Source organism: Polaromonas sp. P1_F9 (assembly GCF_056405615.1).
This window is the reverse complement of the sequence record NZ_JBFUBT010000003.1, coordinates 129,239-149,538: the sequence shown is the minus strand read 5'-3', so window position 1 is coordinate 149,538 and position 20,300 is coordinate 129,239. Positions and strand designations below refer to the sequence as shown.

At 60.3% G+C, this 20,300-nt stretch carries 20 protein-coding genes; 7 read left to right on the top strand and 13 right to left on the bottom strand.

Annotation, left to right across the window (positions count from 1 at the left end):
* The first annotated feature begins 32 nt into the window (after positions 1-32).
* Both AC1DYR_RS09650 and AC1DYR_RS09645 read left to right on the top strand, forming a co-directional pair.
* Positions 33-851, top strand: coding sequence for a hypothetical protein (locus AC1DYR_RS09650; protein ID WP_477704918.1), 819 nt, complete (start codon positions 33-35; stop codon positions 849-851).
* A gap of 114 nt (positions 852-965) precedes the next feature.
* On the top strand, positions 966-1,871 hold the full coding sequence (locus AC1DYR_RS09645) for a hypothetical protein (protein WP_477704917.1): 906 nt from the start codon (positions 966-968) through the stop codon (positions 1,869-1,871).
* A 39-nt stretch (positions 1,872-1,910) separates the two neighbouring features.
* Here AC1DYR_RS09645 and AC1DYR_RS09640 read toward each other — a convergent pair whose 3' ends face one another.
* Genes AC1DYR_RS09640 through AC1DYR_RS09630 form a run of 3 tightly spaced genes read right to left on the bottom strand, consistent with a single transcriptional unit; the run spans position 1,911 to position 2,893 of the window.
* On the bottom strand, positions 1,911-2,096 hold the full coding sequence (locus AC1DYR_RS09640; protein WP_477649378.1) for a hypothetical protein: 186 nt from the start codon (positions 2,094-2,096) through the stop codon (positions 1,911-1,913).
* 21 nt (positions 2,097-2,117) lie between these two features.
* Complete coding sequence (locus AC1DYR_RS09635) at positions 2,118-2,471, bottom strand: hypothetical protein (protein ID WP_477704916.1); 354 nt, start codon at positions 2,469-2,471, stop codon at positions 2,118-2,120.
* Positions 2,472-2,482: 11 nt separating this feature from the next.
* A complete protein-coding gene (locus tag AC1DYR_RS09630; protein WP_477704915.1) occupies positions 2,483-2,893 on the bottom strand; it encodes a response regulator transcription factor in 411 nt (136 codons plus the stop codon).
* Between the two features lie 343 nt (positions 2,894-3,236).
* Here AC1DYR_RS09630 and AC1DYR_RS09625 point away from each other — a divergent pair, with 343 nt between their 5' ends.
* Positions 3,237-3,506, top strand: a complete 270-nt coding sequence (locus tag AC1DYR_RS09625; protein WP_457282788.1) for a hypothetical protein — start codon at positions 3,237-3,239, stop codon at positions 3,504-3,506.
* Between the two features lie 108 nt (positions 3,507-3,614).
* Entirely contained in the window at positions 3,615-5,789 is a 2,175-nt protein-coding gene (katE, locus tag AC1DYR_RS09620) for a catalase HPII (RefSeq protein WP_477704914.1), read from the top strand.
* A 15-nt stretch (positions 5,790-5,804) separates the two neighbouring features.
* On the opposite strand, the gene AC1DYR_RS09615 is transcribed toward katE, so the two are convergent.
* The 3 genes from AC1DYR_RS09615 to AC1DYR_RS09605 all read right to left on the bottom strand — a co-directional run bounded on the left by AC1DYR_RS09615 (position 5,805) and on the right by AC1DYR_RS09605 (position 10,989).
* Positions 5,805-8,375 carry a penicillin acylase family protein gene (locus AC1DYR_RS09615; RefSeq protein ID WP_477704913.1) on the bottom strand — a complete coding sequence of 857 codons (2,571 nt, stop codon included), beginning with the start codon at positions 8,373-8,375 and terminating at the stop codon, positions 5,805-5,807.
* Positions 8,376-8,474: 99 nt separating this feature from the next.
* A complete protein-coding gene (locus tag AC1DYR_RS09610) occupies positions 8,475-9,407 on the bottom strand; it encodes an FHA domain-containing protein (protein WP_457282786.1) in 933 nt (310 codons plus the stop codon).
* A 142-nt stretch (positions 9,408-9,549) separates the two neighbouring features.
* Positions 9,550-10,989, bottom strand: a complete 1,440-nt coding sequence (locus AC1DYR_RS09605) for an aldehyde dehydrogenase family protein (protein WP_477700351.1) — start codon at positions 10,987-10,989, stop codon at positions 9,550-9,552.
* Between the two features lie 318 nt (positions 10,990-11,307).
* Here AC1DYR_RS09605 and AC1DYR_RS09600 point away from each other — a divergent pair, with 318 nt between their 5' ends.
* The gene (locus tag AC1DYR_RS09600; protein ID WP_477660535.1) at positions 11,308-11,613 is read left to right on the top strand and encodes a hypothetical protein; all 306 of its coding nucleotides are present in this window, start codon (positions 11,308-11,310) and stop codon (positions 11,611-11,613) included.
* Between the two features lie 158 nt (positions 11,614-11,771).
* Here the strand turns inward: AC1DYR_RS09600 and AC1DYR_RS09595 are convergent, their stop codons facing one another.
* Positions 11,772-12,716: an LD-carboxypeptidase gene (locus tag AC1DYR_RS09595; protein WP_477704912.1), complete on the bottom strand. Its 945-nt coding sequence runs from the start codon at positions 12,714-12,716 to the stop codon at positions 11,772-11,774.
* A gap of 77 nt (positions 12,717-12,793) precedes the next feature.
* Between AC1DYR_RS09595 and AC1DYR_RS09590 the strand changes: the two genes are divergently transcribed.
* The gene (locus tag AC1DYR_RS09590) at positions 12,794-13,402 is read left to right on the top strand and encodes a trimeric intracellular cation channel family protein (protein WP_477704911.1); all 609 of its coding nucleotides are present in this window, start codon (positions 12,794-12,796) and stop codon (positions 13,400-13,402) included.
* Here AC1DYR_RS09590 and tadA read toward each other — a convergent pair.
* The 6 genes from tadA to guaB all read right to left on the bottom strand — a co-directional run bounded on the left by tadA (position 13,386) and on the right by guaB (position 19,561).
* Positions 13,386-14,789, bottom strand: a complete 1,404-nt coding sequence (tadA, locus tag AC1DYR_RS09585) for a tRNA adenosine(34) deaminase TadA (protein ID WP_477704910.1) — start codon at positions 14,787-14,789, stop codon at positions 13,386-13,388. The two genes, AC1DYR_RS09590 and tadA, sit on opposite strands and share 17 nt — an antisense overlap.
* A gap of 64 nt (positions 14,790-14,853) precedes the next feature.
* Positions 14,854-15,081 (bottom strand): hypothetical protein, encoded by a 228-nt coding sequence (locus AC1DYR_RS09580; RefSeq protein ID WP_477704909.1) that lies wholly within the window; start codon positions 15,079-15,081, stop codon positions 14,854-14,856.
* A gap of 1 nt (position 15,082) precedes the next feature.
* Positions 15,083-15,721: an FMN-binding negative transcriptional regulator gene (locus AC1DYR_RS09575; protein ID WP_477705217.1), complete on the bottom strand. Its 639-nt coding sequence runs from the start codon at positions 15,719-15,721 to the stop codon at positions 15,083-15,085.
* 87 nt (positions 15,722-15,808) lie between these two features.
* On the bottom strand, positions 15,809-16,393 hold the full coding sequence (locus tag AC1DYR_RS09570) for a 2'-5' RNA ligase family protein (RefSeq protein WP_477704908.1): 585 nt from the start codon (positions 16,391-16,393) through the stop codon (positions 15,809-15,811).
* 11 nt (positions 16,394-16,404) lie between these two features.
* Entirely contained in the window at positions 16,405-18,024 is a 1,620-nt protein-coding gene (gene guaA, locus AC1DYR_RS09565) for a glutamine-hydrolyzing GMP synthase (RefSeq protein ID WP_477704907.1), read from the bottom strand.
* 67 nt (positions 18,025-18,091) lie between these two features.
* On the bottom strand, positions 18,092-19,561 hold the full coding sequence (guaB, locus tag AC1DYR_RS09560) for an IMP dehydrogenase (RefSeq protein WP_477649390.1): 1,470 nt from the start codon (positions 19,559-19,561) through the stop codon (positions 18,092-18,094).
* A gap of 165 nt (positions 19,562-19,726) precedes the next feature.
* Here guaB and AC1DYR_RS09555 point away from each other — a divergent pair, with 165 nt between their 5' ends.
* Positions 19,727-20,263 (top strand): DUF4124 domain-containing protein, encoded by a 537-nt coding sequence (locus AC1DYR_RS09555; protein ID WP_477704906.1) that lies wholly within the window; start codon positions 19,727-19,729, stop codon positions 20,261-20,263.
* The last annotated feature ends 37 nt before the right edge of the window (positions 20,264-20,300 follow it).

Here is a 20,300-nt window from a genome sequence, read left to right as displayed (position 1 = left end):
GATTCAAACGCTGTATATTTTGAAGTTACGCCTTGAAAATATCGCAGCAAGATGTGTTCAAAAATGGCGAAGCCCTGCAACCGACCTTGCAGTTTTATTGGAAAATTTCCAACGGCACCCTCACCATGAATGCTCAATTTCACAGCACATCACTCCAGGACACGGCATTGACAAGATGCGTGACAGAGGCCGCACAATATGCGCTCCTGCGGCGGCTTGCCCCCGTGATCCGCCACAATTTGGCGGGAACGCTGCAGCCGATTGCCATGGTCGCGGCCATGCTGGAAAGGCGGCTGCAGAAAACAGACACAGACCAGGAAACGTTGCTGCGAAATGCACGCGACATCATGGCGTTATCCAAAGAGGCGGCCGCATCCTGCGTTGATTTGATGGGCTGGCTTGCCCCGCGTGAAAACAAGTCCGTCAAAGTCGCAGAAGGCATTGCGGAGTGTCTGAGCATGGTGGCAACCCAGCTCTCGTTCAAGGGCATTTCCATTGTCGACAACACCAGCCAGCTCGATGTTGAGCTGTCCCAGTCGGCGCTGCGTAATGTGTTAACAGCCGCGATCATTACCCTGACCGACACGGCCACCGGACCCAGGGCACTGCTCATGGAAACTGAATTCACCGAGGGCTTCGTTTCCGTTCAGGCTTCATTGGTTGAACAGAATACGTCCGCACCGGCGCGGGCGCCTGAGAAGTCGTCGTATCGGCAACTTGAATGGCATGACCTGGAAGCATTGGCGCGGCGGGAAGCCGTGCGCCTGACCCGTACGGAAAATCGGATCGCGCTGCTATTTGAAGCATCCCCAACAACGCCAGACAGGTTGGCCGAAGCGGCACAAGCTTGACCACATCCTTTTGGGCTCCCATTTCCTCCCTTCCTCCCTCCCTCTTTCGGCGATAAATGTAGGACGATGGAGCGTATGGCCCGATTGCCTGTTTTCCACTGGCACACTGAGATCATGAGCAACGTCAAACCCCTCGTGGTCACCTGTTGCCTGGCATTGGGCACATACCTGCCGCCGGCTGCCGCGCAAGCGCAGCAAGCCGCCGCTGTTTCCGCAGAACCCCACGCCGCTGCCCTGCTCGAAAAGCACATGGCATTGGCCGGGCAGCTGGCGCAGAACGCCTACCACAGGCCGCTTTTTCTGGAGTCTTCAGAGGGCACCAACACGGTCAGTGGAAGTGCGTACGCTGTACTGAATTCCCCTTTCAATACGGTTAGCGCCGCTTTCAAAAGCCCCAATCGCTGGTGCGAAATGCTGATGCTCCACATCAACACCAAATACTGTCACGCCAGTTCGGACAGCAGCCCCAGCACTCTGAAAATGAACATCGGCAAAAAAACCGCACAGCAGCTGGAGGACGCATTCGCGTTGCAATTCAACTATCGGCTGACCGCCAGTTCTTCCGACTACCTGGGTGCCCAACTCAATGCCGATAGAGGGCCGCTGGGAACCAGCAACTACCGAATCGAATTGCAGGCGGTCCCACTACCTGGTGGAAAAACCTTCATTCATTTGGGTTATTCCTATGGCTACGGCATCACCAGCCGCCTGGCCATGCAGGGTTACCTTGCCACCGTGGGCAGTGGAAAAGTGGGATTCACCCAAATACGGCAAGACCAGAACATGACACATGTAGGCGGAATGCGCGGCGCGGTAGAGCGCAACACCATGCGTTACTACTTGGCGATCGAAGCCTACCTCGCCGCTGTGGAAAAACCAGCCGCGCAGCAACTTGAAGCGCGCATGCTGCATTGGTTTGATGCCACAGAGCAGTACGCGCGGCAGCTTCATGAGGTAGACAAGGACACTTATCTCACCATGAAAAGGGCTGAATACCAGCGGCAGCAGGCCGCTCTGTGAGCTGTTCCGCTGCGTGCCCGCGCGAGCAGAAAATTATATTTAAACCGCCTGCGGCGGCACGTTGGTCGCAGGCTCACGAATCGGTAGCGTCGGCTCCGGCGGTGGATCATTGACCTCAGGCGGCGCGCCAGGCGCAGGAGGAATAATCACCGGCGGCACCTCGGTGGGAACATGGATGCCCGGGGTGCCGGGACTGGGTTCTGGAACGGGAACATGAAGTTGCATTGGATGCTCCGGGGCCAGGAGTTATCTGATCCAGCGTGGCAGGTGCGAACCAGCGCGGCGACGCAGCTGTGATCGCAGCACGATCATGGCCAATGCGCCGGCAGCGGCGGCCATCAATGCCGAGCGGCAAGGGTATTGCGCGACCTGAGTTCGAAGAGAACTCGTGAGAGGGGCCCGCTTATCGTGGGCGCGGACTGGCTGCAGCCGGGTCGCCCGGGCGTCGGACGGAAAACCGCCTGTTCCCTGGACCTGCTCCGCCAATACCGCCTCTTCGGCAGACGGAAAAATATCTTCTGACAACTTGCGTTGACCTGCACCGGAACGATAAACAGGATCCTCTGTGGGCTGGCCTGTCAACACCGCGGATTCATTCATGCCGTCCTCCTTCAGGCTCGCTGGAGCGCGGATTCGTCATTCGCAACCCGGTCCAGTTTCTGGCTTTGAGTTACGCAGTAAGCAAGCAGGCAGTCAATTTCAGTCGATTTGTCAAATACCGCATCGACACCCAACTCTGCACAGCGCCTGCGCATTTCGGGTGTTGCATAGTTGCTGAACACCACTATTTTTTGAAGAGGCCGGCGCGCGCGGCAAGCCTGCAATACCCCGAGACCGCTTCCTTTCTTGAGAAAGAGGTCGACGATGGCCAAATCCCATTGCGCCTGGTTGCGCATCAGCCACTCTGCCCCCTGCTCTTCAGTATCAGACGTGCCAACCGCTTCTACCGGCACGAGTTCTTCCAGCGTACTGATCAGGTTTTCGCGGATGGTCGGGTTGTCCTCTACGACATAGGTTTTCATTTTTGGCAACGTCATCGGCGTATCCCCGTCTGTAACTGGGCATGGATGTCTTTCATGGTTGCAAATTTAAGCGAAGCGTCTTCCGCTTTCTGCCGGAGGGACGAGCATGCCCGTGTAGGAGAAAAGGCCAGTGCGCCGCCAAGGCGCCTGAAACCTGACGTCTACATGAACACTTTGCACACGCCTAAACGGTAAGCCATGTCTTACGCAAGGAGAAGAAAGGCCTTACAGGGTGCACCGGCATCCGGCTACTGAATATGGATCTGCTGGCCCGTATGGTCTATGCACCAGACAACGACACCGGGACACAACCGGTGGAGCGCAAACCACACGGGGAATCACCATGAAACTGATGGGCGGACTTTTGGCAGGCATGGCAGCAGGATTGCTCACCGCCTGGCGAATTCATGCAAGCCCCCGGGATATCGACCTCGTCCATGCATTTCTCACCGCCCTTGTCTGCGCAGCAAGCCTGTTTTTGTGTTCAATGCTGTTGCCCGATGGCCTTGCCGACGCACTTCAGGAACTCATGGGCTGGTGCCTGGCCGGTACCGTTGCCGCACTGGCACTGCTGGCCTGCGTGAAGGGGCTGGAAGGTTTGCTCGATACGTGACGGCCATATTGCGCCGGCCAAACCGCCGGCCCGCCTGCTGCTAAAAGCTCCAGGCGCACTCTCCTTTCACCCGCCCCTGACGCCATCTTTTAAGAAGAAAGACTTTTCATGCCGCCATCCAAGCGCAACGCTATCAACCCTGGCCGAAATGCGGAAGGTGCAAAAGACAAAAAGTCGCAGCTTGAGGGGTTCTCCACCGGCCCGGCCGCGGCCCTGACCACCAACCAGGGCCTGCAGATTCCGGACAACCATAACTCGCTGAAGGCGGGCGTGCGTGGCCCTACCCTGCTGGAGGATTTCATCCTTCGCGAAAAGATCACCCATTTCGACCACGAACGCATTCCGGAACGCGCTGTCCACGCGCGGGGTTCCGCTGCACATGGATACTTCAAACCCTACAAGTCGATGGTGCAATACACCAGCGCCGCGTTTCTCCAGGACCCGGACGTGGAAACGCCGGTATTTGTGCGGTTTTCTACCGTGGCCGGATCCAGGGGCTCGGCGGATACTGTGCGTGACGTGCGCGGGTTTGCCGTGAAGTTTTACACCTCCGAGGGAAATTACGACCTTGTCGGCAACAACATTCCCGTTTTCTTTATCCAGGATGCCATCAAGTTTCCGGACCTGATCCATGCAGTCAAGCCGGAGCCGCACCATGAAATGCCCCAGGCGGCCAGTGCCCACGACACCTTCTGGGATTTTGCTTCGCTGATGCCCGAAACCACACACATGCTGATGTGGGCCATGTCAGACCGCGCCATACCGCGCAGCCTCCGCATGATGGAGGGCTTTGGTGTCCATGCATTTCGTTTTATCAATGCCCGCGGCGATTCGCATTTTGTGAAGTTTCACTGGAAACCCAAGCTCGGTATTCACGGACTGGCATGGGACGAAGCCCAGAAAATTGCCGGCAAAGACGCTGATTTTCACCGGCGCGACCTGTGGGAGGCCATCGAAAGCGGCAATTTTCCTGAATGGGAGCTGGGCGTTCAAATCGTGGACGAAGGCAAGGAGGAAGAGCTGGGGTTTGACATCCTGGACCCGACCAAACTGATCCCGGAAGAACAGGTGCCCGTGCAGATCATCGGGAAGATGGTGTTGAACCGTAATCCCGACAATTTCTTTGCTGAAACCGAGCAGGTGGCATTCCACCCTGGCCACCTGGTGCCGGGCATCGATTTTTCCAATGACCCGCTGCTGCAGGGCCGCCTTTTTTCCTACACGGACACGCAGCTGTCACGCCTGGGCGGCGCCAATTTCCACGAGATTCCGATCAACCGCGCCGTCTGCCCGATGCACAACTTCCAGCGGGACGGCATGCACCGCCAGGCGATCAGCAAAGGACGGGTAGCGTATGAGCCCAATACGCTGGGCAATGGGACAGAGTTCAGGATCGATGGCGGAGCGCATGGCTTCCAGTCATACCCAGAACAGGTAGAGCCACCCAAAATCAGGCGCCGCAGCCCTTCATTCGACGACCATTTCTCCCAGGCGGCACTGTTCTGGAACAGCCAGAGCGCGGTGGAAAAAGACCATATCGTTGCGGCATTCCGGTTTGAGCTCTCCAAGGTGGAGGTCCCTGAAATCCGCCAGCGCATAGTGGACAACCTGGCCCATGTGGACCTGAAACTGGCAACCCGTGTGGCAACCCCGCTGGGCATCAATCCGCCGGATCCCAAAGCCGCATCCGGCAGGCTGGGTTTCCGGGACTACCGCATCACCAGCAAGATCGAGGAAGACCCGGCATTGCGCATGGTGGGCCGCACCGGCGGCAGCGTCAAGACACGCAAAGTGGCCATCCTGGTAGCGGACGGCGTCGAAGCCGCAGCCCTCAAGCGCATCCAGCAAGACCTCCTGGACGCCGGTGCGCTGTGCAAACTCGTCGCGCCGCACCTGGGCACGGTCAGCACCTCGTCCGGCCGGCAGCTTGCGGTGGACCATACTTTCACGAATATGCCCTCCGTGATGTTCGACGCAGTGCTGATCCCCGGGGGAGGCGACAGCATAGGCACCCTGGCCGCCATGGGCGAAGCTGTGCATTTCGTGCTGGAGGCCTACAAGCATTGCAAAACGATTTGCGCCATCAACGATGGCGTCCAGCTGTTAAGCACCCTGGGTTTCAGCCTGGGCAAAGACCCGGAGCTGATCCAAGTGCCGACGCCAGGAGTCCTGATTGCCGATGCACGCAAAGTGACTGAGGGGCAGGTTTCACAGGACTTTATGGCAGCCATCGCCCTGCATCGCCACTGGGACCGGTTGAATGTCGACGCCATCCCGGCGTGAGACTTCAAAGCTCTTTCAGGGACTCAGCGTGAGCCGATGCACATAGGTTGACGGGTTCATCTGCAACGGCCGGTATTGCACTGCGGCCCAGCGCTCCTTCATGTCGCGATAGCGCCCGGAAAACACCAGGCCGCTTTGCCCCGTCTGGTAAATGAAGCGTGAGTTCTCCAGGTCTGCGAGGTCATACACGGCCCGCAAAGAGGCGGCCTGCCGGCTGGCGAAAGGGGTCGCATCCCCGGTCGCCCAGTATTGCCCCACGTTGACGGTAAAGGTATCGCCACCGGTGGGAACGCGGACATCGAAGAACTGCGCGAGCCAGGGTACGTTGCCAAATGGCTTGTGGGCAGACAGCGCGAAGTGCGCCCTGCCCCAGCTCCAGGCCTCCACGTCGTTCCCATAGGCTGCCTGCAGGCGGTCCAGCGCCCGGTTCAGCGCCGCAGCAGACTGCGCCGCACAACCAGCCGCGCCGCACCATCCGGTGTCGTTTTGCTCAAGAATGTCTTCCAGCGTGCTCCTGAAATGGCGCTTGCCGTAAAGGGCCTTGAACGCGGGCTCACCCAGTTTTGCACCGATGACGCCCCGTGTCAGCTCGTCTGCCCAGGCGGCAAACACCAGCGGCGCCGCGCGGTCGGCACGCATGGTTCCGTCAAACCCCGCCACTTTGCGGCGTACCGCCTCCGCCAGCGGATGGCCGGAGGACCGCGACAGCGTTTCCTGCAGGAAAGGCAAGAGCCGCACTGTGGCCGCCGAGAACTGGTCACCCTGTATTTTTTGCATGGACTCCATGGTGTGCCTGGGTGTGGCAGCCAGCAATTGCTCAATGCGGTTGTAGCGGTAAGGCACGGTCCAGTCCTGCCCCATGAAGAAGGGATAAGCAGGTGGCGAAATGCGCTGGTTCGCTGTAGACCACCAGCCCTTGGCCTCAATCGCCGGATTGGCGGCTTCGGGCGTTTGCGCATAAGGCACCCAACCTGCCCAGTCGTATCGCGCCTCCCAGCCGGGTGACGGCGCAGTCCCGAGAATGTCGTTGTCGGGTTTTCGCAGCGGCACCTTGCCGACAGCCTTGAAACCGGTCTGGCCGAAAACATCCGCGGTCACGACGTTTTGCATGGGCGAGTGATAGGCCGAAAATGCCGCAAGCAACTCCTGGGCAGACTGCGCCCGGTTGGCGCGCAGGCCTGCCAGCACGGTCTGGTTGTCGGCATCAAGGGCACTCCAGCGCAACGCGATCACATATTTGCGGATGTCGAGCAGGTCGGCATGCGACTTCTGGACATCGCTGAGAACGGGGCCGTGGCGGCTTTCGCGCACATGGAGCACCACGTCAGGCTGGCCTTTCACCTTGATCGTCTCGCTGCGAACCTTGAAGTCCTCCCAGGCCATGTCAACGCTGGCACCGCCCGCATGGGGTATGCGGTACTGCTGTGCATTGGCGGGGTTGACCTGCTCCAGGTACAAGTCCTGCACATCCGGGGCGGTGTTGGTGAAGCCCCAGGCCACCTTTCCGGTATGCCCCATCACCACAAAGGGCAAGCCAGGCAATGTCGCGCCAATCACATCCAGCCCTGGCGCGCTCCCGCCGTTGGCTGTCTTGCCTTCAGGTGCCTGCAGCCGCGCGAAATACCAGACCGCCGGCGCCGACAGTCCCAGATGCGGATCGTTGGCGAGCAGCGGCTTGCCGGTGCTGGTGTGAGAGCCCGCCACAACCCAGTTATTGGAACCTTTACCTCCCACGTCGCCGAGCGCCAAAGCCCAGTCGTTGATGTCAGAGGCCAGCGCAATGACGTTTGATGGCGAAGGTTTCTGATCAAATAGGCCTCCAGCCCTTGATTTACCAGCGCCAGCAGCTATCTTTTTCGTAGCATCCGGAAGATCGGGCCGATACACTCCCAGGCCCGCATACAGCTTGGCAAAGTCCACTTTCGAGGCAGGCTGTTCGCCTGGGTAAGGCGGAAACAACTGCTGGAGTTCTGCGGGCTTCAGCAGCCGGGCCACCGACAGGCGCGCGAACTCGGTGCCCCAGTTGCCCCCCAGGTCCAGCGCCATCATCAGCGACCATGCGACGCTGTCAGTGGGAGACCAGGCTTTGCCGGAAAGGCCTCCGGGTTTGACGCCCACGATATGGAACTCGGGAGACAGCGCCTGCGAAGAGCCCTGATAAAAAGCATTGATACCATCGCTGTAGGCCTGCATCGCATCGCGCCCCTCGGCCGGCAGGTTCTGCCATTGGCGCTCGGCGGCCTGCACAACACCCAGGGTGCGCAGCAACCTGTCGGTTTCAAGTGTGGCCGGGCCAAACACCTCGGACAGTTCACCGTGCATGACCCGCCGGTTGAACTCAAGCTGCCAGCCACGCTCCTGTGCGTGGACATAACCTAGGGCAAACCAGGCGTCGTGGGGCGACTGAGCCTTGATGTGGGTGACATCCGCGGTGTCACGGGCAACCGATACGGAGCCACGCAAGCCCGTGGCCTGGAGTTCACCGTCGAGTGCCGGGAAGGTCCGGTAAATATAGAAACCCGCCACGGTGGCGGCGATCAGCAGCAACACCAGCAGCGCAGCAGAAATGCGTTTGAACCAGACCATCATGTTCCATCGGGTGATACGGATAGTGCAGCCAGGTGCCCATGGCGATGAGCAGTTGGCATGCCAGGCAGAACTGCGTCGGCCCCTGCCAGCAAGACGCTATTTTGTTTGAAGATGGACTTTGCCGTCAGCAAACTTGAAACTGACGGTAGGCACCGTGAAGTCTTCAAAGGGAGCGCCCAGAGCAATCTCACCCTCTTGCAGCAACACACATTCCTGCCGGCGCAATGCCACGACAGCTGCGCTGTCGGAAAATCGCACCCAGGTGCCGTAACTGCTGACATCTTCAAGGTAAAACTTGCCGGCACGCCATTCAATTCTGGCGTGCCTGCGGGAAACGCGCGGATCTTGAACCACAAATTGCGCGTCGTGGTCTCGTCCCAGGAAAATCGGCAGCTCACCCGAGGCGAACTCGGTATTGATGTCCAGCCAGCACAACTCGATCGACGCCAGAGCCAGGGGCTGCGGGGCCGAGTGCGCCGTCAGGCTGGAAGGTACGGTAAATGATTCGGTCATGACCTCTGCCTGCCATTCGATGCGGTGGACCAGGCAGGCTTCGGTGCGGCCACGAATGTCCATGGCGCCAAGATTTCGGGAGCGTACGAGTGTGTCGGCTGGCAGCTTTTCGATGACGGCTTCGGTCGCGAGTATCTGGTCCGGGCCCGACAGGTCACTCAACCGGGAGGCCACATTGACAGCGTCGCCGAAGCAGTCACCATCCTGCTCGACAATTTCTCCGCGGGCAACACCCAGCTGCAACCGCATCTTGAGGTGCTCGGGCCAGTTCCGGATACGGTCGCGGTGAACCCGCTGCAGTTCGGTTACGGCGTCAACGGCGTCCGCATTGTCTGGAAACACCACCAGCACACCGTCGCCGAGGTATTTCACAACGTGGCCGCGATAGGCCACGCTGACCTTGCCTATCCACTGCGTCAAACGTGTGATGGCCTGAGTTGCCTTGGCATTGCCCAGCGATTCAAAAACCCCGGTGCTTCCGGTGAGATCGGCAAAAACGACGGTGACTTCTGCCATACGGTCTATGTAACTGCTTGTAGCTATCTTGTGTAATTAAAACATAAGCATGATTACGACAAGAAGAAATTGCGCGTCGAGACCCGCAACTGTAACTAAATGTTTTAATCTTCCATCAATCGGCAGCGTTGAACCAAGCGGCTCAAGCCACGGCGGTTTTTAGCTGGATGGCCTTGAATTCCAGAAATTCTTCAAAACCATAAACGCCGTTTTCACGGCCATTACCCGATTGTTTGTAGCCACCAAACGGCGCCTGACCATTGAAAGGCCCGCCATTGATATCGACCTGCCCGGTGCGCAGGCGGCGCGCCACTTTCATGGCCCGTTCGTCTGTGCCGCCCCATACCGCCCCGCCAAGACCGTAAATGGTGCTATTGGCGATTGCCACAGCCTCGTCCTCATCGTTGTAGGAAATAACGACCAGGACCGGGCCGAAAATTTCTTCCTGTGCCAGCGTGTCAGTTGCCTTGATCCCCAGGATGGTGGGCTGAACAAAGTAGCCTTTGGCAAAGTCAGGCGCACCGGCGCCACCGGCAATCACGTCCGCACCTTCTTCAATGCCGGTGCGGATGAAACCCAGGACACGGTCGCGCTGGGCTGCACTGACCAGCGGTCCGAGCTTGCTGGTTTCCTCCAGGCTGGGGCCAATACTGAATTTCGCGACAGCTGCCTGTGCGAGCGCCTTGGCTTCCTCATAACGCCCGGCCGGCACCAGCATGCGGGTATGGGCCGAACAGGTCTGGCCGCTGTTGAGCATGCAGGCCGACACGGTGCCTTTGACCGCAGCTTCGAAATTGGCATCGTCCAGGATGACGCTGGCCGACTTGCCGCCAAGCTCGAGCGCTACCCGCTTGACCGACTGGCTGGCCAGTTCGCTCACACGTTTGCCTGCCCGGGTAGAGCCGGTAAAGCTCAGCATATCGACTTCGGGATGCGTTGCCAGCACCTCGCCCACCACGGGGCCGACACCGTTGACCAGGTTGAACACGCCGGGCGGCAGGCCGGCCTCATGAATGATTTCAGCCAGGATCATGGCGTTGACCGGGGCGATTTCGCTGGGCTTGAGCACCACGGTGCAACCTGCCGCCATGGCGGGGGCGATCTTGAGTGTGATCTGGCTGAGCGGGAAATTCCAGGGCGTGATGCACCCCACGACACCGATCGGCTCGCGTACCACGAGCGAGTTGCCGACCTGCTTTTCCCATTCGAACTGGCGGGCCACCTTGGCAAAGTTTCCCCAGTGCCATGCGGGCCCTCCTACCTGGACGGCCCGGGCCATCTTCAGGGGCATGCCCACCTCGCGCGCAATGGCCACGGCCAGGTCTTCGGTGCGGGCCTTGATGCCGGCGGCCACTTTATCCAGGTAAGCAGCGCGCGTCTCGACGGACAACGCAGACCATCCGTCAAACGCAGCCCGGGCCGCCAATACCGCAGCTTCTGCCTCCCCGACGGTACCGGATGGCACGGTTGCCATCACCTCTTCGGTGCTGGAATCGTGGACAGGAAGGGTCTCCGAAGACTGGGCTTTAACCCATTGGCCGTTGATGTAATGCGCGGGATAGGCGGTCATTGTGGTGTTCATGTGGGGTCTGGCTGGGGCTGAAAAATTGAGCGAATGGTGGAAGGGTGACTTTTGTCTACAGCTGAAACTTAGTGTAAGTCTAAAGATTTAAACACTGTTCAATACCAGAATCGACTTGACATCTAGTTACTAACTCCTTGATTCATTTGTTGTTTTGCGTTAACCATTTCACACAAAACGTCTTGCAAATGAACCGCCGCAGTCTTAATCTAACAGAACAAACCGTTCCTCGGGAACGTGAACAAATACCCTACGGATGCCCGGTAGAAAGTTGTGAGACACATGCGCTGGTTAAAACCGAATCTGAAAAGCAGTTTCATGGCTTTGCTGGGCACTGGTGAAGTCACTGCTTCCGTTCTGGAAGACCGCACCGAAGAAATCCGCCAATTCATCCTGGATGAGCTTGGCGAGTTTGGTGAAAAGCACTACCCCAAGATCACGCGCCGCGTGCGCTACGCCCAGGATGTTCAAGGCCTGTGGTACACCCGCGGCGACATCATGGCGGTGCTTGCTGCCATGCATGGCGAAACAGTTGCCCGCGAAAAAGTCAGCCGTATCAGCGACAAATTCAAGGGCATGCTGCCACGCGGCCTCAGTTCCCGGTCCAGCCCCCTGACAACCTGACCTTCCAGCTTTCAGTTTTTTCGCTTTTTCCGCCTGTTTTTTCCGTTTTCTTCCTGGCCTCCAAGGCTATTTTTAAACCAGCTTCGTGCTGGTTTTTTTTTGCCCTGAACACCGCCACCGGCAGACAGGCTCAGCGGGGGCCGGCGTTTTAACGTCGGCTAGTGCTGATGGCCCCAGAGCAGGAAAGCATCCCGGTCTTCTACCACCAGGGTAGTTTTGCAGCCCACAGGCAGCAGGACCTTGGTTGGCACGTGGCCGAACGGCAGGCCGGTCAAGACGCGTGCCTTCACCTGACCCTGAAGCCAGGCAATGACGGTATCCAGCTTGAAGCCCTTGTCGTTCGGCGCCAGCTTGTAGTTGGTGAACTGGCCAAAAACGATCGCCTTCTGCTGCGCCAGAATGCCGGCTTGCAACAGCTGCGTGAGCATGCGCTCCACCCGATAAGGGTGTTCGCCGACATCCTCAACAAACAGGATGCCGCCTTTGACGGCCGGCAGATAAGGCGTTCCCACCAGCGCAGACAGGATGGCGAGGTTACCACCCCAGAATACCGCGTCTTTAATGGTGAATCCGGCTCCAGCCTTTTCACCACGGGCGGAAGCAGCTATTAAATTCATAGCAAACTTGGGCAGCTGCCAGCCGGTGCCTTCACCCTGCCCCGTGATCAGGTCGTCAAAGCAGGCTTCCATGATGTCGTCAGGTGCTTCCGCGCCAAAGTCGTCCAGCGAGGGGCCCGCCCAGGTCATCGCGCCGGTTTTGGCCAGCAAGGCCATCTGAAAGGCCGTGAAGTCGCTCAGGCCCACAAAACGCGTGCCTCCGGCAGCAGCTTTGGCGACCGCCTTGTAGTTGATCTTCGGCAGGATGCGGGTGAGGCCGTAGCCGCCGCGGGAGATCAGGGCGATGTCGGCCCCACTGGCTGCCGCACGGTGAATAGAGGCAAGCCGGGTTTCGTCGTCGCCGGCAAAACGCTGATGCTGCGCCAGTGCATCGGTATCGATTTCAACTTCATGCCCCTGGGACTCGAGGCGCTTCACGCCACGCTTGAAAGCTGCTTTGTCGCGCACCGCGCTGGAAGGGGAATAGATGTAGATATGTTTTTTCACGGATGCAAGTATCCCATCCCGCGAAGACCTTCGCCCCTTCCCTGCCGCGGATAGCAGCAGGTATAAACGGGTCAACCATGTTCCTTTACCTGCTTGACCTCTTCGGCGTTGCCGTGTTTTCAGTGAGTGGCGCACTGGCGGCAGGACGCCTGCAGCTTGATTTGCTGGGCGTGCTGGTCCTGGCCTCGCTGACGGCCATCGGCGGAGGCACCCTGCGGGACTTGCTGATGAACCGGCACCCGGTGTTCTGGATGGCCAACCCCACCTACCTGCTGGTGATCTGCGCGGCGGCACTGGGCACAGTGCTGTATGTACAGCTCCTGCCGATTCCTGCGCAGGCCCTGCTGGTGGCCGATGCCTTCGGCCTGGCCCTGTTTGCCCTTTCAGGTGCGCAGCTGGCCGAGGCAGCGCGGCTGTCGCCCATCATCGTGGTGTTGATGGGCACCATGACCGGTGTGGCCGGCGGCGTGATGCGCGACATCTGCAGCAACCAGATCCCCCTGCTGCTGCGTCAGGACATTTATGCCAGCGCGGCGATTGCCGGAATTGTGCTGTACCTGGCTCTGAAGACGCTGGGCCTGAAATCCTCATGGGCATTCGGCATTGGGCTGGTGGCCGTGGCGGCGCTGCGGCTGAGCGCCATCTTCCTAGGCTGGCATTTGCCGGTCTTTAAGCTGGCGGGCTGAAAAACCGCACTGCTTGCTGCGCAATCGGCTCACCGTGCTCTTGCACAAAGTGGCCGGCCTGCGGCAGCATCACGGGCTCGCCGCAACCGCGGATCAGGGCTTGCAGTTCCTTCATGACGGGCGGGCCCAGCACCGGGTCTTGCGCACCCACCACCATCAATGTCCGGCCGGTCCAGTCGTTGTGCCAGAAAGCGCGCGCCTGGCGTGAAATGGCCGCGCCGTCGGTATCGGGTGTATCCGGCACCATGGGCGGAAAAGCGCGCAGCGCGGCACGATGCCCTTTGTCCGGAAACGGTGCGTTGTAGGCGGCGCACTCGGCCGGGCTCATCTGCGGGTTGCCACGCGCAAAAAGGCGCGCCACATCAAACTCTGGGTTCCTGGCGCACATCTCGCGCCAGGCCACAAAGCCCGCAGGCAAGGGAGCATCCCCGGTGCCCAGCATGGTGTTCATGACCAGCAGGCCTTTGTAGCGCGAGGCCGCGGCCATGGGCAGCGTCAGGCCCAGCAAGCCGCCCCAGTCCTGAACCACCAGCACCACGTTTTGCAGATCCAGCTTTTCGACCAGTTCGAGCAAAATTTGCCGATGGGTGGTGAAGCTGTGAAAGCTGTCCTTCTTGGGCTTGTCGCTTTTGCCAAACCCGACCATGTCAGGGGCAACAACGCGGTGCCCGGCTTGCAGCAGCGGCGGGATCATCTTGCGATAAAGATAGCTCCAGGCCGGGTTGCCGTGCAGGCACAGAAAGGTCAGGCCGCCTCCTTCGCCCTTGTTCCCACTGTCGCCTTCGTCAAGGTAATGCATGCGCAGCCCCTGCAGCGCCGGCAGGTCGCTCACATAACGGGGCGGCCAGGGATAGCCCGGCAGGGCATCAAACGCGGCGTCGGGCGTGCGCAATGCATCGTCGCGCAGCGGATGGGCCAGCCGCGATGCCTCGCGTTGCTCATCCCTGCGCCGGCGAAAAAACTCCTGCAGCAGTGCGCTGCATTCCCCAGCCAGCACCCCGCCTTGCACATGGGTCTGGTGGTTCAGCCGGGACTCGGCAAACAGGTCGATGACTGAGCCGGCGGCGCCGGTCTTGGGGTCGGTCGCGCCAAACACTACGCGTTTGAGTCGGGCATGCAGCATGGCGCCGCTGCACATGGCGCAAGGTTCCAGCGTGACAAACAGTTCGCAATCGTCCAGCCGGTAGTTGCCCAGCGCCTGAGCTGCCGCACGCAGGGCCACGATCTCGGCATGCGCCGTCGGGTCGTGCCCGTCCACCGGGGCGTTACGCCCCGTGGCAATGACCTCGCCACCCCGTACCACCACTGCGCCCACAGGCACTTCACCCAACGCGGCTGTCTGACGGGCCTGCGCAAGCGCCTGCTGCATGAAGGTGATGTCATTCATTTGCTATTATTTTAATAGCTGCTTGCGCCCGTCTTGAAAGGGCTACAGCCTTTTTCTTCTTGAATTATTTTTCGTCCTGCGACGGCCGGGGCTGCTGCATCAGGCTTTCCACGGACTGCTTGACCTGCTGCTGCACCTGCCGGCTTTGTTCTTGCGGCGTGGCGCCGCCAGAGACTGCGGGCATGCCGGCCGCCGGTGGGCTGGCCAGCTGGCTGCCCAATTGTTTCTTGACCAGGAACCCCACGATGGCCAGCACGACCAACAGGCTCACGATGCTGAACATGGCGCGCATTTCAAGCCTCCGTTGATGTGTTGCTTGGGCCGGCCATGCCCAGGCGGTCCATCCAGTTGGCCAGACCGCGCTCGTTTTCGTTTCCGGCGGCGTACATGGCCTTCATCGCCGCGTGGGACTCGGGCCTGTGCTGGTTGATCTTGACCTTGCACTGCAGATCGGTCACCTGCAATTCAAAAGCCACAATGCCGGCCAGCATTTTGTGGGCAAACTCTTCGCCCAAGCCACGCCATTGCTCGGCGTAAGGTGGCTCATGGTCGCCAATCAGCTTTTTAAGCAGGCGGTCTTTTGCCAGGGGATCTTCGATCAGCGTGGCCTGTACGGTGCAATGCACGGCCAGGTAGTTCCAGGTCGGCACCCGCGCCAGGTCTGGGTAGACCTTGGGCGACAGGTAGGCGTGAGGCCCGAGAAACGTAACCACGGCCTGCGGGCGTGCCCGCAGGTAGCGCCAGTGCGCATTGGGCTTGGCCACATGGCCCAGCAGCACCAGTTGATCGCCGCGATCTTCCAGATGCAGCGGCAGGTGCGTGACATACGGCAGACCGGCGTCGTCGACGCTGATCAGGCTGGCGAAAGGGTGTTCTTGGATCAGCGCCGCAGCCTTTGCGCGGTCGCCTTTGAATTGGGGCGGCATGTACATAGCCTGAAGCATAGGCCAAAACCTGGATCTGGCGACGGCTTGATCAGCCGCAAATTTCCCGGAGATCCGCGCCCGTGGGCGCAAGATTCAGGGGCGTAAAGGCCAGCGGGCCAATGGAACGTGCAGCGTCTGGCCGATCAGGCTGCGCACAAGGACAAACTCGCCGGCCGTCCAGGCGATAGGCTCGACCGGCTGTTCGGCTACCGCGCGGTCGTCATAGAGCAAAGTGACATGGGGCGTGTAGGCCGGTTTCGCCCAGCGCCCCAGCCCGGCCTTGGTCATCTCAATGCCCAGCGCCCGCTGGAACGCCATCAGGTCGGCAAGGCCAGCGTCACCGCGCAGGACAAAAGGCCGGTTGCGCGGGGAACTGGAAAAACTCGCGGCTCGGTCAAAAGTGACAGTAAACGGTGAAGCTTTGACCGCTGCCGCCGCTCTGCCAGCCATGTCGACCACGCCCTGCGGCATGCCGGCGTAATCACCCAGGTGGTGCAGCGTGATGTGAAAGCGCCCGGTTTTCAGCGGCGTGCCATGCAGGCCGTGCTCTGTGCGCAATTGCCGGGCACACTGCGCAATACGCTCGGCGGTCTCAGCGTCAGGAAAGAGCGCGAAAAACAACCGGTCCGTCGGTGCCGGCGCGTCGTCAAAGCCGGGTAATGCGGATTGCCCAGGCATGGGTCAACTCCTCATTCCCACTCAATCGTGGCCGGCGGCTTGCTGCTCACGTCGTAGGTCACGCGGTTGATGCCGCGCACTTCGTTGATGATCCGGCCCGAGACCTTCTTGAGCAGCGCGTAAGGCAGCTCGGCCCAGTCGGCCGTCATGAAATCGCTGGTCTGCACGGCGCGCAACGCCACCACGTAGTCGTAGGTCCGGCCATCCCCCATCACGCCCACGCTTTTGACTGGCAGGAAGACGGTGAAGGCCTGGCTGGTGAGGTCATACCATGTCTTGCCGGTTGCGGCATCCTTGAAGTTGCGCAGCTCTTCGATGAAGATCGCATCGGCGCGGCGCAAGAGGTCTGCATATTCCTTCTTGACTTCGCCCAGGATGCGCACACCCAAGCCGGGGCCAGGAAACGGATGGCGGTACACCATGTCGTGCGGCAACCCAAGCGCGACGCCCAGCTCGCGGACTTCGTCCTTGAACAACTCGCGCAAAGGTTCGAGCAGCTTGAGACCCAGTTGCTCAGGCAGGCCGCCAACGTTGTGATGGCTCTTGATGGTGACGGCTTTCTTGCTTTTGGCGCCGCCGGATTCGATCACGTCGGGGTAAATCGTGCCCTGGGCCAGCCATTTGGCGCCCTTGTGGCCGCCGGTGCCGGCCTTGAGCCGGGCCGCTTCGGCCTTGAACACCTCGACGAACTCGCGGCCGATGATCTTGCGCTTGGCTTCGGGTTCGCTGACGCCTGCCAGATGGCCGAGGAACTGGTCGCTGGCATCGACGCGGATCACGTTGGCATGCAGCTTGCCGACAAACATCTCCATGACCATGTCGCCTTCGTTGAGGCGAAGCAGGCCGTGGTCGACGAACACACAGGTCAGCTGGTCGCCGATGGCGCGGTGGATCAGCGCCGCAGCCACTGAAGAGTCAACACCACCGGACAGACCCAGGATGACTTCCTCGTCACCCACCTGCGCGCGGATTTTCTCGACGGCTTCGCTGATGTAGTCACCCATGACCCAGTCCTGGCGGGTACCGCAAATATCGAGCACGAAGCGCTTGAGGATGGCGTTGCCCTGCTTGGTGTGCGTGACTTCGGGATGGAACTGCACCGCGTAAAAACGGCGGTCTTCATCGGCCATTCCGGCGATTGGGCAGGAATCGGTCGAGGCCATGAGCTTGAACCCCGGTGGCATTTCGGTGACCTTGTCGCCGTGGCTCATCCAGACATCGAGCATGCCCTGGCCTTCGGGCGTGGTGTAGTCGGCGATACCCTTGAGCAGGGCGGTGTGGCCGCGGGCGCGCACATCGGCGGAGCCGAACTCGCGCTTGTGGCCGCCTTCAACTTTGCCGCCCAGCTGGTGCGCCATGGCCTGCATGCCGTAGCAGATGCCCAGCACCGGCAAGCCCAATTCAAACACCGCTTGCGGTGCCTTGTCGGTGGTTTCTTCGTAAATGCTGGCGTGGCTGCCGGACAGGATGATGCCCTTGAGCGTGCCGTCTTTGGCGTATTCGCGGACCCATTCGTCGCTGACGTCGCAGGGGTGGACTTCGCAGAACACGTGGGCGTCGCGCACACGGCGGGCGATCAGCTGGGTGACCTGTGAGCCGAAATCGAGAATGAGGATTTTCTGGTGTTGCATGAGGGGCTTCTTCAAGGCAAAAAAAGAAAGGGCGTCTTTCAAGACGCCCTGGCCGGCTGGGTCAAACTCAATCGGCGCGGTAGTTTGGCGCTTCTTTCGTGATCTGCACGTCGTGGACATGGCTTTCGCGGATGCCGGCAGAAGTGATTTCCACAAATTCGGCCTTGTCACGCATGTCCTCGATGGTGGGGCAGCCGCAGTAGCCCATGCTGGCGCGCAGGCCGCCGGCCATCTGGAACACGATGGCGACCATGGAGCCCTTGTAGGGGACGCGGCCTTCAATGCCTTCGGGGACCAGCTTGTCGGCATTCGGATTGCCGGTGCTGGACTCCTGGAAATAACGGTCTGCGCTGCCCTGCTGCATGGCGCCTATGCTGCCCATGCCGCGGTAGCTCTTGTAGCTGCGGCCCTGGAACAGGATCACTTCACCCGGCGCTTCTTCGGTGCCGGCGAACATGCCACCCATCATCACCGTGTTGGCGCCCGCCGCGATGGCCTTGGCTATGTCGCCGCTGTAGCGGATGCCGCCGTCGCCGATCAACGGCACGCCGGTACCGCGCAAGGCTGTAGCAACATTATCGATGGCCATGATCTGCGGCACGCCCACGCCGGCAACGATCCGGGTGGTGCAGATGCTGCCGGGGCCGATGCCGACCTTGACGCCGTCGGCGCCAGCCTCAACCAGTGCCAGCGCCGCGGCGCCGGTGGCAATGTTGCCGCCAATCACATCAACTTGGGGGTAGTTCTGCTTGACCCAGCGGACCCGGTCGAGCACGCCTTTGCTGTGGCCGTGGGCGGTGTCCACCACAATGGCGTCGACGCCGGCTTTGACCAGCGCCTCGACGCGTTCCTCGGTGCCCTCACCCACCCCGACAGCCGCACCCACACGCAGCTTGCCGTGCAAGTCACGTGCGGCATTCGGGAAGGTGGTCTGTTTGGTGATGTCCTTGACGGTGATCAGGCCCTTGAGCTCGAAATCGTCGTTGATCAGCAGCACACGTTCAAGGCGGTGTTTGTTCAGCAGGGCCTTGGCGTCGGCCAATGAAGCAGTTTCAGAAATGGTGATCAGGCGCTCCCGCGGCGTCATGATGGTGCTGACCGGCACATCCATGCGGGATTCGAAGCGCATGTCGCGCCCGGTGACGATGCCGACGACCTTGCCCCCGTCAATCACGGGAAAGCCGGAAATGCCGAGCTGCTCGCTGAGCGCCATGACCTGGCGCACGGTATGCGTGGGGGTGATGACCACCGGATCGCGCAGCACGCCGCTTTCGTAGCGTTTGACCTTGGCAACCTCGGCTGCCTGCTGCTGGGGTGTCAGGTTTTTGTGAACAATGCCTATGCCGCCTTCCTGCGCAATGGCAATGGCCAGCCGGGCTTCGGTGACGGTATCCATGGCCGCCGAGACAAGCGGCAGATTCAGGCGGATATTTCGGGAGAACTGGGTGGAAAGTGAGGTGTCCTTGGGCAGGACCTGGGAGAACGCTGGCACCAACAATACGTCGTCGAAGGTGAGCGCTTTGCCGAGTAGGCGCATAGGGATGGCTCCAAAAACACGATTGTACCCTTGTCGTCATACGCCGTCGGTACTTACCCCTAGCCGCCTTTTGCGGCCTAGGTATCTGTTCGCCAAAGGTTGTAAAAAAACCGCTTTACCCGCCAGCCGCACGAAAACCGGACAGCACAGCGCTACACTCACGAAATGCACTTCAAATCCGTTTTTCGTCCCCTCCTGCTGGCGATCGCCTGCGGGTCATTTGCGCTGACAGCATTTGCCCAATGGCAGTGGATCGACAAAGATGGCCGCAAGGTCTACAGCGACCGCTCGCCGCCCGCCGAAATCCCGGAAAAAAACATTCTGAAGCGGCCGGGTGGTATGGCGCGAACGGCAGCAGCCATTGAGCCTGCAGCAAGCGCGACTGATGCGGCTGCCCCGGCAGCGTCTGCACCGGCCGGCAAAGCCAGTGCACCCAAGCTGTCTGGCAAAGACACCGAACTTGAAGCCAAGAAAAAGCAGGCCGAGAACGAAGAAGCCGCCAAGAAAAAAGCCGAGGAAGAAAAGTTGGCCAAAAGCAGAGCAGAAAACTGCGAGCGGGCCAAAAAGCATCTGGCTTCATTGCAAGCGGGTACGCGAATCAGCACGACCAACGCGAAAGGCGAGCAAGAGGTGATGGATGACACCAAGCGTGCCGAAGAATCAAAGCGAACCCAAGGTATCGTGGATAGCAGTTGTAAATAATCAACCGCGACCGTCCCCCCTCGGGCCGGCCCCGGGT

Excerpts from the sequence above, each read along its gene's own strand:
- AC1DYR_RS09630 (WP_477704915.1), bottom strand. The coding sequence starts at position 2,893 with ATGAAAACCTATGTCGTAGAGGACAACCCGACCATCCGCGAAAACCTG.
- AC1DYR_RS09605 (WP_477700351.1), bottom strand. The coding sequence starts at position 10,989 with ATGAACACCACAATGACCGCCTATCCCGCGCATTACATCAACGGCCAA.
- AC1DYR_RS09645 (WP_477704917.1), top strand. The coding sequence starts at position 966 with ATGAGCAACGTCAAACCCCTCGTGGTCACCTGTTGCCTGGCATTGGGC.
- guaB (WP_477649390.1), bottom strand. The coding sequence starts at position 19,561 with ATGCGCCTACTCGGCAAAGCGCTCACCTTCGACGACGTATTGTTGGTG.
- AC1DYR_RS09555 (WP_477704906.1), top strand. The coding sequence starts at position 19,727 with ATGCACTTCAAATCCGTTTTTCGTCCCCTCCTGCTGGCGATCGCCTGC.
- AC1DYR_RS09590 (WP_477704911.1), top strand. The coding sequence starts at position 12,794 with ATGTTCCTTTACCTGCTTGACCTCTTCGGCGTTGCCGTGTTTTCAGTG.
- AC1DYR_RS09580 (WP_477704909.1), bottom strand. The coding sequence starts at position 15,081 with ATGCGCGCCATGTTCAGCATCGTGAGCCTGTTGGTCGTGCTGGCCATC.
- AC1DYR_RS09635 (WP_477704916.1), bottom strand. The coding sequence starts at position 2,471 with ATGAATGAATCCGCGGTGTTGACAGGCCAGCCCACAGAGGATCCTGTT.
- AC1DYR_RS09600 (WP_477660535.1), top strand. The coding sequence starts at position 11,308 with ATGGCTTTGCTGGGCACTGGTGAAGTCACTGCTTCCGTTCTGGAAGAC.
- AC1DYR_RS09640 (WP_477649378.1), bottom strand. The coding sequence starts at position 2,096 with ATGCAACTTCATGTTCCCGTTCCAGAACCCAGTCCCGGCACCCCGGGC.
- AC1DYR_RS09615 (WP_477704913.1), bottom strand. The coding sequence starts at position 8,375 with ATGGTCTGGTTCAAACGCATTTCTGCTGCGCTGCTGGTGTTGCTGCTG.
- guaA (WP_477704907.1), bottom strand. The coding sequence starts at position 18,024 with ATGCAACACCAGAAAATCCTCATTCTCGATTTCGGCTCACAGGTCACC.
- AC1DYR_RS09570 (WP_477704908.1), bottom strand. The coding sequence starts at position 16,393 with ATGCCTGGGCAATCCGCATTACCCGGCTTTGACGACGCGCCGGCACCG.
- tadA (WP_477704910.1), bottom strand. The coding sequence starts at position 14,789 with ATGAATGACATCACCTTCATGCAGCAGGCGCTTGCGCAGGCCCGTCAG.
- AC1DYR_RS09575 (WP_477705217.1), bottom strand. The coding sequence starts at position 15,721 with ATGTACATGCCGCCCCAATTCAAAGGCGACCGCGCAAAGGCTGCGGCG.
- katE (WP_477704914.1), top strand. The coding sequence starts at position 3,615 with ATGCCGCCATCCAAGCGCAACGCTATCAACCCTGGCCGAAATGCGGAA.
- AC1DYR_RS09625 (WP_457282788.1), top strand. The coding sequence starts at position 3,237 with ATGAAACTGATGGGCGGACTTTTGGCAGGCATGGCAGCAGGATTGCTC.
- AC1DYR_RS09610 (WP_457282786.1), bottom strand. The coding sequence starts at position 9,407 with ATGGCAGAAGTCACCGTCGTTTTTGCCGATCTCACCGGAAGCACCGGG.